General features: G+C 70.0%; 9 protein-coding genes. 3 read left to right on the top strand and 6 right to left on the bottom strand.

Annotated elements, in window-relative coordinates; all coding sequences use genetic code 11:
* Positions 1-98: 98 nt before the first annotated feature.
* The gene (locus ACGFYV_RS05350; protein WP_393877018.1) at positions 99-764 is read right to left on the bottom strand and encodes a nitroreductase; all 666 of its coding nucleotides are present in this window, start codon (positions 762-764) and stop codon (positions 99-101) included.
* A gap of 202 nt (positions 765-966) precedes the next feature.
* Between ACGFYV_RS05350 and ACGFYV_RS05345 the strand changes: the two genes are divergently transcribed.
* Both ACGFYV_RS05345 and ACGFYV_RS05340 read left to right on the top strand, forming a co-directional pair.
* Positions 967-2,211 carry a GNAT family N-acetyltransferase gene (locus ACGFYV_RS05345; protein ID WP_393877017.1) on the top strand — a complete coding sequence of 415 codons (1,245 nt, stop codon included), beginning with the start codon at positions 967-969 and terminating at the stop codon, positions 2,209-2,211.
* A gap of 249 nt (positions 2,212-2,460) precedes the next feature.
* Positions 2,461-3,573 carry an ABC transporter substrate-binding protein gene (locus ACGFYV_RS05340; protein ID WP_393877016.1) on the top strand — a complete coding sequence of 371 codons (1,113 nt, stop codon included), beginning with the start codon at positions 2,461-2,463 and terminating at the stop codon, positions 3,571-3,573.
* A 50-nt stretch (positions 3,574-3,623) separates the two neighbouring features.
* On the opposite strand, the gene ACGFYV_RS05335 is transcribed toward ACGFYV_RS05340, so the two are convergent.
* Positions 3,624-4,277, bottom strand: coding sequence for a DNA alkylation repair protein (locus ACGFYV_RS05335; RefSeq protein WP_393877268.1), 654 nt, complete (start codon positions 4,275-4,277; stop codon positions 3,624-3,626).
* A gap of 159 nt (positions 4,278-4,436) precedes the next feature.
* Positions 4,437-5,066, bottom strand: coding sequence for a DUF3887 domain-containing protein (locus ACGFYV_RS05330; RefSeq protein ID WP_393877015.1), 630 nt, complete (start codon positions 5,064-5,066; stop codon positions 4,437-4,439).
* 381 nt (positions 5,067-5,447) lie between these two features.
* On the opposite strand from ACGFYV_RS05330, the gene ACGFYV_RS05325 reads away from it, so the two are divergent.
* Positions 5,448-6,407, top strand: a complete 960-nt coding sequence (locus ACGFYV_RS05325) for a G1 family glutamic endopeptidase (protein ID WP_393877014.1) — start codon at positions 5,448-5,450, stop codon at positions 6,405-6,407.
* Positions 6,408-6,460: 53 nt separating this feature from the next.
* On the opposite strand, the gene ACGFYV_RS05320 is transcribed toward ACGFYV_RS05325, so the two are convergent.
* From ACGFYV_RS05320 to ACGFYV_RS05310, 3 genes are all read right to left on the bottom strand, one after another.
* Complete coding sequence (locus ACGFYV_RS05320; protein WP_393877013.1) at positions 6,461-7,945, bottom strand: phytoene desaturase family protein; 1,485 nt, start codon at positions 7,943-7,945, stop codon at positions 6,461-6,463.
* A gap of 28 nt (positions 7,946-7,973) precedes the next feature.
* Entirely contained in the window at positions 7,974-9,800 is a 1,827-nt protein-coding gene (locus ACGFYV_RS05315) for a DUF3556 domain-containing protein (protein WP_393877012.1), read from the bottom strand.
* Between the two features lie 108 nt (positions 9,801-9,908).
* The gene (locus tag ACGFYV_RS05310) at positions 9,909-11,363 is read right to left on the bottom strand and encodes a class I adenylate-forming enzyme family protein (RefSeq protein ID WP_393877011.1); all 1,455 of its coding nucleotides are present in this window, start codon (positions 11,361-11,363) and stop codon (positions 9,909-9,911) included.
* Positions 11,364-11,585: the final 222 nt, after the last annotated feature.

The raw sequence follows: 11,585 nt of genomic DNA, 5'->3' as shown, positions 1-11,585 counted from the left end.
CCCCCGTTCCGTGTTGGAGCATGGTGGAGCAGCGGGGTGGGTTTTCCTCCGGGGCTGCGACCCTTATGTCTGATATCGATCGTGGATTGTCCGGATGCCTATACTCCGATGAAGGTCACCGTTTCCGTCATGTCCGCCCGGCCGGTACGCAGCCGTGGCACGTCTTCCTTCTCGAATCCCACCGAGACACCGCAGAACAGCACGAGTTGGTCGTCGGCTCCGACGATCTCGCTGACGGTCCTGCGATACATCGTCCACATCACCTGCGGGCAGCTGTGCAACCCTTCCGCCCTCAGCAACAGCATGACCGTCTGCAGGTACATCCCCGCGTCCCCCCACTGTCCGGGCCCCATCGCCCCGTCGAGGTAGCAGAACAGGACGACCGGCGCTCCGAACGCGTCCGAGTTGAGGGCGGCGATCTTCATGGGCCGGTCGGGATCGTCGCGATCGATTCCCAGCGCCTTGTACCGCTGGGCGGCCGCGCCGGAAAAGCGGTCCAGATAGGGCGAGTCGAGTTCGGCCGGGTACATCGGATACTCCCGCTCGTCACCAGGGTCCCCCGCCCGTGCCCTGGCCGTCGCGCGCCTCTTCAGTTCGGCCAGCGGTTCACCGGTCACGGCGTACACGTGCCATGGCTGGAGGTTCCCGCTCGACGGCGCCCGCGTCGCCGCGGCCAGCACTCGTTCGAGCACGTCCTTGGACACCGGCCGATCGCTGAACGCCCGCACCGCCCGTCGACTGTCCACGGCTTCGTACACGTCCACGTCTTCCCGTCCCCTCTGCCCGCCTGCTCGTCGATGACAACCACATCTCTATCGTCTTCGGCACGCACAGGGGACAAGAGGTGATCCGGACCGCACGTCGAACCCCTGGCAGTAATTCGGTTGACGTGGTCACGGGGCGACGCTGCACTGTGCCGGGGCACCACGAGTCGTGGTGCGGTTTCTCGGGGAGGCAGCGGCAGTCATGGAGATCCGTCCTACGACCGACCAGGACTTCGACGTCTTCGTCGACACACTCCTCGCCCCGTTCGGGCTCTTCCGGGACGCCCCGACCGAGGATGGCGGGCCCTGGTGGGCGGCACTCGAAATGGACCGCAACCTGCTCGCCGTGACAGCGGACGGACGGCCCGTCGGCACCGCGGGTGCCTACTCCTTCGAGCTGACTCTGCCCGGTGAGATCCTCGCCCCGGCCGCCGGGGTCACCGCCGTCGGCGTTCTGCCCTCGCACCGACGCCAGGGCGTGCTCACCGCCATGATGCGGCATCAGCTCACCGACCTGCGGGCGCGCGGGGAGTTCCTCTCCGTGCTGCTGGCCTCCGAGGCCGTGATCTACCGCAGGTTCGGCTACGGACCGGCGACCTACACGAGTCGGCTGACGGTGCCGCGCCACCGGGCCGCTCTCGCCCTCCCCCGGGCGCGCGGTACGGCCGGCTCCCCGGTGGCCGTACCGGACGTCGTCCCGGACCCCGGCTCGATCGAGCTGATGCGGCGCGCCGACTGCGGCGAACTCCTGGAAGAGGTCTACGACCGCTACCGCCGAACACAACCTGGCGCGTTGTCCCGGCCGCACCGCTGGTGGGCCTCGGGCGCGGGGCAGCCCCCGGTCGCGCGGGCGCCACGCTACGTCGCCGTCCACCGTGACGCCGACGGCGTCCCGGACGGGTACCTCAGCTACGTGGCCGACGCGCCCAAAACCCTGACGGTCGACGAGACCGTCGCGGCCGACGACGCCGTCTTCACGGCCCTGGCCCGCTTCGTGCTCGGACACGACCTCGTCACCGAGGTCGTCTTCAAGCACGTCCCGCCCGGCCACCCGCTGCGCTGGCAGCTCGCGGACTTCCGCGCCGGCCAGGTGACGAACGACACCGACTGGCTCTGGGTGCGGCTGCTGGACATCCCGCGCGCGCTCACCGCGCGCGGCTGGTTCATGGACGGGGAACTCGTCCTCGACGTCGACGACCCGTTCCTCGGGGAGCACGGCCGCTACCTATTGACCGTCCAGGACGGCAAGGCCGACTGCGTCCCGACCGACCGGGAGCCCGACCTGTCCCTGGACGTCAGCGACCTCGGCTCGGTCTACCTCGGCGGCACCGCCCCGAGCACGCTGGTGCGCGCCGGACACATCCGGGCCCACCGCGCGGGCGCCGCCGCCCTCGCCGACGCCCTCTTCGGCGCCGAGCGGCCCCCGCACTGCCTGCACTGGTTCTGACCGCGCGCTCGCCGACCCGGTGCGGGCGCGCAACACCGGGAGCATGACGAGGAGTCGGGACCGACCCGACCGGCACCTCGGCGAACGAATAATGACTTGCCTGTCGGTGATGGACGTGGATGCAATGTCCGTCATGATCACTCAGGTGCGTCCGCCACGGCGAGGCGAGTTGAACGCGTACGACCGGGCCTTGCCACCGTCCGACAGAGGCGGGCTGGAACTGGACCGTCGCCCGGGAGATGCCAAGGGATGAACACGCCACCATCGTCACCTGGAACGGAACGGGCTGAGGGATCAGCCGTCCGGATCGGCGCTCTCGCTCCGCTGACGCGGCCTGGCTGGGTCGAGGCGGGCCGGCACTTGCTCGCCGGACTCGAACTTGCCGTTCACGACGTCAATGACGGCGGCGGGATCGCCGGAAGACCACTCGAACTGGTGGTGCGAGACACGGCGGCCGACCCGCAGAAGGCCGCGGAGGCCGTGGACGAACTGGCTCACCTGGGCGTCGCTGCCGTGGTGGGGGAGTACCACAGCGTCGTCGCTCGCGCCGCTGCCGCCAGGGCCGACGCCCTCGGCCTGCCCTTCCTCTGCTCGTCGGCGGTTCTCGACGCGCTCACCGATCAGCCGACGGAACGGGTCGCGCGCGTTGCCCCGGCGCAGTCCCACGGCTGGCGGATCTACGCGGACTTCCTCCTTGGGGCGGGCCACAGTCGTATCGCCGTGGCGGTGGACCCGAGCGTGTACTGGGCATCCGGGACCCGCATCCTGCGCGACCACCTCGCCCCACGCGGCGGCACCGTCATCGAACTCGACATGCGCGCGCTCACCCCCACGGCCGTGTGCGACGAACTGGTCGCCCATCGCGCGACAGCCCTCCTCCTTCTGGTCGGCCACCCGGAGCCGGCGGTGCCGATCGTCAGGTCCGTCCGCAGCGACCAGCGCCTCGCCGACGTCCTGATCGGCGCTCCGGCAGGGCAACCGGAGTTCGCCGAATGGGCGGCATCGCTGGGCGGCGACGGTGCCGCGATCCCGTTCTTGCGCTACCTGCCCGAGCACCTCAGCCCACTCGGTGCCCGCGTGGAGAAGACACTCCGCGAAGGGCTGGGCGCGGCGCCCTCGTTCGTTGCCTTCGAGGGGTACGACACGGTCGCCGTCCTCGCGCATGCGCTCCGCTCACGCGGCACGGACCGGGCGCCCACGGCCGTGTCCTGGCCGCTCATCGGCGTCGAAGGCACCCGCGGGCAGATCCGGTTCTCCCGCATGCCGGGCATCAGTGTGTGGCAGTGGGCCTGGGCGCCGGTCCAAGTGGTTGACCGAGATCCGGCGGACCCCGATCGCTTTCGGATCCTTCACACCGGCTGAGAGAGCACGGATGCGCGACTGCCTACCGACGAGAAAGGCGCACGCGCCCGTCAGGACGTCGCCTTGTCGTCCTGTCTGCGGACCATCTCGGTGATCCAGACGGGCGCGAACGGGGACGTGCAGCCGGGGGAGGTCGGGTAGTCCTTGAGTACCTCAAGGCGTTCACCGATCTCGAGCGCACGCGTGCGGTACTCGGCGTGCTCGATCCCGATCTGGGCCAGGCAGTGGTTCATGGCCCACTGCAGACGATCCGGAGCGTCCTTCATCCCGGCCTCGATGAGGTCGAGCAGCCCGGCCAGGTCGAGGCCCTCGGGCGACTTCGCCACGCGCTCGGTGGTCAGCGCCCAGCCGGCACTCGCGACGACCGGGTCCGGGTCGGCGAACCAGCCCGGACGCAGCTCCTCGCGGTGCGGGCTCTTCTTCACCACGTAGGTGACGAGCCAGTCGTGCACCTTGGGGGCGCGCGCCTCACGCAGCATGACGTCCAGCTCGTCACGCCCGAACGCCTTCGGGCGGCAGATCAGGATCGCCAGCAGCCGGGCCGCCGAGTCACCGGTCTCCCAGAGCCGGCACGCGAGTTCCTGCTGCGTCTTCAGCCGCTTCGCCAGCGCCCGCAGCTTGGTGAGGTTCACACCGTGATCGTCACCGTGTCTCTCGTTCACCGCTCGGATCTTCGGGTCGTCCAGCCCGGCCAGCTCGGCCATCACCTCGGCGAGCGTCGTCTGGGTCGGTGTCGTCCCGGCCACCTCGGCCTCCCGTCTCTCACGTGCGGCATTCACCCTACGACGAAAGGCCGGCCGCCCGACTGATCGCGCCGCGTGGTGCCACGAACCGCGTACCCCTCGCCGTGCCTTTCCCCTGCGTCACGGTGTCTCGGGGGCGAGGACGAAGAATCCGGCGACCTTCCCGTCGGTGTCGAAGGCGACCCGGGCCTTCATGTCGCCGGCCTCGTAGCGCAGCGGGATGTCGACCACCGTGTGGTCTCCGATGCGACGGACGAACGGCTCGCCCTCGCCGAAGCCCTCGAACGCGCCGACCAGGCCGGCGACCGTGGCCAAGGCGTCGCCTCGAACCTCATCGGTGAACGCCTCCAGGACCTGGGCGTTGAAGGACTGCCTGGCTTCGTCCATGCGGCCTTCGAGGACGGCCGTGACGATCGTGATGGCGCGTTCCGCCGCGTCTGTCATGTGCACTGTCTTGTCCATGGGTTCTCCCGTTCTGGGATCGATCGGCTTGCCGAACCGTTGGAAGGCGGCCTGACGGGTGACCCCGAGCAGGTCCCCGATCTCCTGCCAGGTGTGGCCGGCGTCCCGGCACTGCTGCACGCACAGCCTGAACACCTGCTCCGCCAGGTCGTCGACGCGCTGAGCGCGCCGGACCATGTCGAGGTGGGCCGGCGACGTCAAGGGGTCACTTGCCGCCTGGCCCAGGAGTGAGGCCTGCTCGGCCAGCAGCCCGCTCAAGGCGGCGAGAGTCCGCGGGGAATCGACCACGTGTAAAGGGTGCCTTTACGCGTCCAGGGCGTCAAGGAATCCTTTACGGCTGACGGGCGACGAACGACGATCGATGGGTTTTTGAGGATCAAGAGGACTTGTCGGCCCATTTATGTCCGAAATGGCGGTTCTTGCGGTCGGTCGCAATGCATAGAAACGATTCCAAATCTCTTAAAACGCCCATCGGCTCCCCGGTGGCGGGTTGTCGAAGCGACGTGGTGAGGACCATCACAAAGCACTTGTCATCGCTATCAGTGGGATGAAATATCCCAGCAAGTCGTCGCCGGGCCCACGGAGGTCGGCAGTACGACGTCTCGCGGACGGACGGTCCCCTCTCATCCGCCTTCAGTTCCACATCTTGCAAGGAGACCGGTCATCGTGATGCGAATAAGCAGCGCAGGCACCGTACGGCGCACCCCGGCCGCATGCGCGGCAGCAGGACTGGTCCTCGCTGCGACAGCACTTTCCCCGGCGGCCTCCGCAGCCACCGCCATGCCGACCCTGCGGTTCGAACCCACGGCCCGGTACCAGTCAGGCGACTCGAACTGGGGCGGCTACGTGACCCAGGGCAGCTTCACCAAAATCACCGGCACGTGGACCCAGCCGCATGTCGTCTGCCGTTCCCACAACGAAGTGTTCGCCCCCTGGGTCGGGCTGGACGGCTGGGGATCACGCACGGTGGAGCAGGTCGGGGTGCAGACCGACTGCTCCAGCGGTTCCCCGGTGAACACCGCTTGGTACGAGATGTATCCGGCCTCACCGGTGTACTGGCAGGACCCGGTCTCCGAGGGAGACAGCATCACCGCGTCGGTCACCTCCGACGGCGCGGGTGGCTACACGATGGCCCTGACCAACAACACCAAGGGCTGGACCAAGCAGGTCAAAAAGACGCTCCAGGCGGAGAACGTCAGCGCGGAGGCGGTCATCGAATCGCCCAACCAGGCCTATCCGGAACTCGACAGCGTGCGTTTCACGAAAGTCACCGTGGACGGAGGGTCGATGGATGCGCTGGCACCGCAGGCGCTGACCAGTGGCGGCTATGCGCCGGGGCCGCTGCAAGACGGATCGTTCACCATAGAGCCGAGCGACTCCAACGCTCAGTCGGGTGCCTCGAACCCGCAGCCAGGTACCTCGACCCCTCAGCCGGGTGACTCAAACCCGCAGTCGGGCAACGTGTTTCCGCAGCCGGTCAACCCGAACCCTCAGCCGGGTAACGTGCGTCCGCAGCCGGTCAACCCGAACCCCCAGCCGGGCAACGTGTATCCGCAGCCCGTCAACCCGTACCCGCGGCCCGGCAACGTGTACCCGCACCCGGGCAACCCGTACCCGCCTCGGTACTGACCTTGCCCAACCCCGCTCCCGCCTGTACTCCCGCAACGGAGGTATCTGACCGTTCACGGCGATTCACGGCCCGCCCCTGAAGCATCAGCCGGGAACGTCCGACGCTCGGTCCCGCGTGTCCGCCCGCCCCGCAGGTGGCGCAGCGCGCGGGCCGCGGCGTGGGCGCCGCACATGCCGTGGGCGCCGGGGCCCGGTGGGGTGGCTGCCGAGCAGAGGAAGTGGCCCGGCAGGCCGGTGTCGTAGGGCTGGAGCGTGGTGCGCGGTCCGAACACCAACTGCCGGACGGACTTGTCGCCGGTGAGGATGTTGCCGCCGACGAAGTTGGGATTGGTGTCGGCGAATGCCTGCGGGGACTCGGCCGAAATGCCGATCACCCGTTCCCGGAAGCCCGGGGCGAACCGTTCGATCTGGGCGGTGATCGCCTCGGTGGCGTCGCCGTCGTAGCCGTACGGGACGTGGGCGTAGGCCCAGAGCGGGTGGACGTCGCCGACGGAGCGGGTCGGGTCGGCCAGGTACTGCTGCCCGACCAGGACGAAGGGCCGCCTTGGCATCCGTCCTTCGTGGACGGCCCGTTCGGCCGCGGCGATCTCCGCGGCCGGGCCGGCGAGGTGAACGGTCCCGGCACGGCGCGCCGCCTCGGACCGCCAGGGCACACCGCCCTGCACGGCGAAGTCGACCTTGAAGGCGGCGGGGCCGTAACGAAAGCGGCGGTACGCCCGCAGGACGCGCGGCGGAAGCCGGTCGCCGAGGATGTCGGCGAGCACGGTCGGCGCCACGTCCCACACCACGACGTCCGAGGGCGGCAGTTGCGCGGCCGACCGCACGCGCACACCGGTTTCGATCTTCCCGCCGTGTTCGAGCAGGGACGAGGCCAGTGCGTCGCTGATGGCCCCTGAGCCGCCCTGGGCGACAGCCCAGCCGTGCCGGTGCCCGGCCGTGAGGATGCCGAGGCCGATGGCCGAGGAGAGGGGGCCGCCCAGCGGCCGGAAGGCGTGTGCGGCCACGCCCAGCCAGGCCGCCCGCGCCTGCTCCGTGTCGAAGAACCGGGCGAGCGTCGTCGCGGGCAGCAGGGTCGGCGCTCCGAAGCGGGCCAGCCGCAGCGGGTGCCGCGGCGGGCGCAGCAGCGGCCCGAGGATGTCCTCGCCGAGGGCGTCGTAACCTCGCGCGGGCCGCTCGAACAGCGCGCGCCAGCGTCGTCCGTCCCGGCCGAGCCCGGCGGCGGTCTCGGCCACGGAGCGGTGCAGGACACCGGCGGTGCCGTCGTCGAGCGGGTGCACGCAGTCGATGTCCGGCAGTCGCCAGCGCAGCCCGTGGCGCTCCAGCGCGAGATCGTTCAGGACCGGTGAGCCGACGGCCATCGGGTGCACCGCCGAGCAGTGGTCGTGCAGCAGGCCGGGCACGATCGCCTCGACGGTGCGGGTGCCGCCGCCGATCTCGTCGGCCGCCTCCAGCACGGTGACGTCGACGCCGGACCGGGCCAGGACGGCCGCCGCGGTGAGCCCGTTGGGGCCGCTGCCCACCACCGTCGCGGTGCTCATGGCCGTTCCCTTCTCTCGCGGACGTCGCTCACGCGAGGGTATCCAGGGCAGCGCCGTCCTGGCCGTCGCGGTGGCCGGCGACCGTGCTCGCGTCATGCCGGTCGCGGCGGAAGGTGACGGTCAGCGGGATCGGTCCGTCGGGCAGCCAGGGCTGCGCCTCGACGGCGTCGGCCACCCTCCAGTGGCCACGCTCGACGACCCCGAGGGCGGCGTCGATCACCTTGTAGTGCTGCACCTTGGAGTGGATGGCCTGGGATTCGACCCAGACCACGATCCACTCGCCGGGCGCGAACCCGACGCGTGTCTGCACGGCCCGGATGAGGTCCTCGTCGTGCAGGTGCCCGTCGCCGAAGTTGAACCCGATGAGTGAGTTGCAGCCGAACTCCGCTTCGCGCACCGTGCGGGACTCCAGGTCGGGAAGGCTCCTGGCCAGCACGGAGAACAGCCCGCGTCCCTGGCTGTGCATCGAGCGCCAGGCGATCGTCTGCTGCATGGTGATCTCGGCGATCGCCGGCTCGTACCCCAGCGCCGCGAGCTGGTCGATCTGGTTCCTCGCGGGCCGGTGGGGCAGGGAGTTGAGTTTGGTCTCCGCGCCCGGGGCGAACGCCCACAACGCCGAGGCCCAGTTGCCGGCGTACTGCCGCATCGACGGCAGGAAGGACACCAGATCGGGACGCAGGTTGCCCAGCACCGGGAAGAACAGCAGCCCGGCGGCGATGACGGCCGTCAGCCAGAGCGAGGACATGTCGGTGACACCGTAGCCGTCCCCGGCCGGGAAGCCGAGGAAGAGGAACACCGCCAGGTAGCCGAACAGGACGTTCCACTCCAGCGGCACCGCCAGCGGGAACGTCGAGGTGATGAACAGGTGGAACACCACCATCAGCACCACGCCGGCCACCGTCAGCCAGCGGCTGGTGGAGAACAGGAGCACCAGCGGGGTGACGATCTCCACCGTGGTGCCGCCGGCATGCGCCATGAAACCCGCCAGGGCCGAGGGGCGGATGTCCTCGGGGAAGCCGCGGTAGTGCGCCCGCTTGACCCAACGGCCCGGCAGACTCGGGCTGTTGGACACCATCGGCGGGACGACGTTGGTGAAGTGCCGTCCGAACTTGGAGACGCCCGCGCCGACCCAGACACAGACGATGAGCAGCTTCGCCGCGATGACCATGTCCACGAACGGCAGAAACGCGAAGAACACCAGCGCGGGCAGGTACTGCTCACCCCGGGCGCCGAGGAAGACCGTCTTGTCCCGCAGACCGCCCAGCACGTACAGGGCGATCGGCGCGTACAGCAGGGCCGGGTCCACCAGCCCGGTGGTGTTGTCCGGCAGCGCCGCCGACAGTGAGTCGCTGTGCACCCCTGGGATGACGATCGCCGCCAGCACGGTCGCCAAGAACGCGAGGTACAGCAGCACATCGCCGACGGCGCGGGTGTCACCGGCGGTGAAGGGCACCCGCTTCCACGGCCGCAGCCGGATGGTGCCCGGCCGCGCCCAGAAGAGGATCCCGCCGGTCATCGGCTTGAACTTGCCGGCGAGCGGCCCCCAGGAGCCGGCCAGGCCGACGGCCTCGAGAAGGACGGTCCACAGCACGAGTTTCTGATAGACGATCGGCTCGTTCCACCATCCGGCCACGTCCCAGAACGGGCCCGCCCCGGACGTCGCCGTCGCCGCCAGGACACCGCCGACGACGTACAGGACCAGCAGCTTGACGACGTAGACGGTGTGGATCATCTTGGGCGAACCGAAGCCGTACTCCACCCAGTGCAGGGCCAGCGCCTTCGTCCGCTCGAACAGTGGCTTGTCGAGGAAAGTCTCCGGTTCGACCGGGGGAAAGTCCCCTGTCTTGAAGCCCATTGCTGACGTCCCTTCAGTACGTTTCGGGCAGGGGGAATCCGCGTGCCGACGTCGTGCCGTGTCGCCTCGCGGCCTGAGCGGTGGATGTGCGGTTGCGCGTCGGGGCGGTCAGCCGTCGGTCGCCAACTCGCGCCGCAGCGCCGGTTTGTCGATCTTCCCGACGGGATTCTTCGGCAGCGCGTCGACGATGGTGAGCCGGGCCGGTACCTTGATCTTCGCCAGCCGCTCGCGGCAGTGTGCGACGAGTTCGCCGGCGGTGACCCGTGCGCCCGGGTAGAGCGCGACGGTGGCGACCGGCACCTCGCCGAGGACCGGATCGGGCGCACCGATCACGGCGGCTTCAAGGACCTCCGGGTGCGCGTGCAGCGCGTTCTCGATCTCCTTCGGGTACAGGTTCTCGCCTCCCCGGATGATCATGTCCTTGATGCGGTCGACGAGGACGAGGCAGCCGTCGTCGTCGAACCGCCCGACGTCACCGGTGTGGAGCCAGCCGTCGACGACCGCGGTCGCGCTCTCCTGCGGCCGGTTGAGGTAACCGCGCATCACGTTCGGCCCCTTGATCACGACCTCGCCGGGGCCGTCGGAGACGAACCGGCCGTGCGCGTCCATCAGCGCGACCTGCTGGCCGGGCAGCGGCCGGCCGACCGTGCCGGGCTTGCGCGGGCCGGTGACCGGGTTGAGCGTCGAAGCGCAGGTGCCTTCCGACAGCCCGTAGCCCTCGACGACCGGCACGCCGAAGCGCTGCTCGAAGCGCGAGAGGAGCTCGACGGGCATCGGCGCCGCCCCGCAGACGGCCAGACGCAGCGACGACGTGTCGGGACGAACGGGGTCGGGCAGCCCGCTGAGCATCGCGTAGATCGCCGGCACGGCCGAGAAGTAGGTGGGCCGCACCCGCTCCACCGTGTCGAAGAACGTCGCCGGCCGGAACCGCCCCGCGACGGTCGCCCGTCCGCCCGCGCGCAGCGGGGACAGGACGCTCACCACGATCCCGTTGACGTGGAACAACGGCAGGACAAGCAGGCTGTGATCCCCAGGGCCGAGACCAAGACCGGCGACGACCATCTCCACCATCGCGCCGACGTTGGCGTGGTCCAGCATGACACCCTTCGGCCGGCCGGTGGTGCCACTGGTGTAGATCAGCAGCGCCAACGCCGCGTCGTCGAACTCGGCGGGGCCGGCTCCCGACCCGGTCCCGCCCGCCTCCGGTGCGAGAGCCACCACATCCACAGTGACCAGTTCCGAACCGGCGTCGCCGACCACCACCCGCGCGCCGGCATCACGGATCTGGAAACCCGCCTCGTCGGCGGTCAGCGCCGGATTGACGGGAGTGACCGCGGCCCCCAACCGCCAGGCCGCGAACAGCACGACGACCAGCTCGATCCGATTGGGCAGCACGACCGCCACGACATCCCCGGGCCCCACCCCCCGCGCCCGCAGCACGGCTGCGGCGGCGCGCACCCGCTCGGCGAAGGCGGCGTTGTCCAGCGACACGGTGTCATCGGCCAGGCAGGGCCCGAGCGCATCCCGGCCGGCGCGTTCCTCGGGCAGAAGGGCAAGGTGCATCGACGGCGTCCTCTCGTGTGCGGCTCCCGGCACGCCGTACGTCACTGCGCGGCTCGACCGGCGCTGCCACGAAGGACGGTAGAAACACGGGCTCCCACGAACCATGGGCCGGAAGACCGAAGCCGCAGACACGCGTTGTGCCGCCGTCACAACGCCATGACGCCGGGCGAGCTGTGCGCCGTACGTTCATGGCGCAACGACAGGGCGTTGCGCTGAGGCGAT

The sequence above is a fragment of the Streptomyces sp. NPDC048297 genome (assembly GCF_043201585.1).
Taxonomy (GTDB): domain Bacteria; phylum Actinomycetota; class Actinomycetes; order Streptomycetales; family Streptomycetaceae; genus Streptomyces.
The sequence above is the reverse complement of the archived record's forward strand: the minus strand, read 5'-3'. Positions and strand labels throughout refer to the sequence as shown.

Excerpts from the sequence above, each read along its gene's own strand:
- ACGFYV_RS05345 (WP_393877017.1), top strand. The coding sequence starts at position 967 with ATGGAGATCCGTCCTACGACCGACCAGGACTTCGACGTCTTCGTCGAC.
- ACGFYV_RS05340 (WP_393877016.1), top strand. The coding sequence starts at position 2,461 with ATGAACACGCCACCATCGTCACCTGGAACGGAACGGGCTGAGGGATCA.
- ACGFYV_RS05335 (WP_393877268.1), bottom strand. The coding sequence starts at position 4,277 with ATGGCCGAGCTGGCCGGGCTGGACGACCCGAAGATCCGAGCGGTGAAC.
- ACGFYV_RS05325 (WP_393877014.1), top strand. The coding sequence starts at position 5,448 with ATGCGAATAAGCAGCGCAGGCACCGTACGGCGCACCCCGGCCGCATGC.
- ACGFYV_RS05320 (WP_393877013.1), bottom strand. The coding sequence starts at position 7,945 with ATGAGCACCGCGACGGTGGTGGGCAGCGGCCCCAACGGGCTCACCGCG.
- ACGFYV_RS05315 (WP_393877012.1), bottom strand. The coding sequence starts at position 9,800 with ATGGGCTTCAAGACAGGGGACTTTCCCCCGGTCGAACCGGAGACTTTC.
- ACGFYV_RS05310 (WP_393877011.1), bottom strand. The coding sequence starts at position 11,363 with ATGCACCTTGCCCTTCTGCCCGAGGAACGCGCCGGCCGGGATGCGCTC.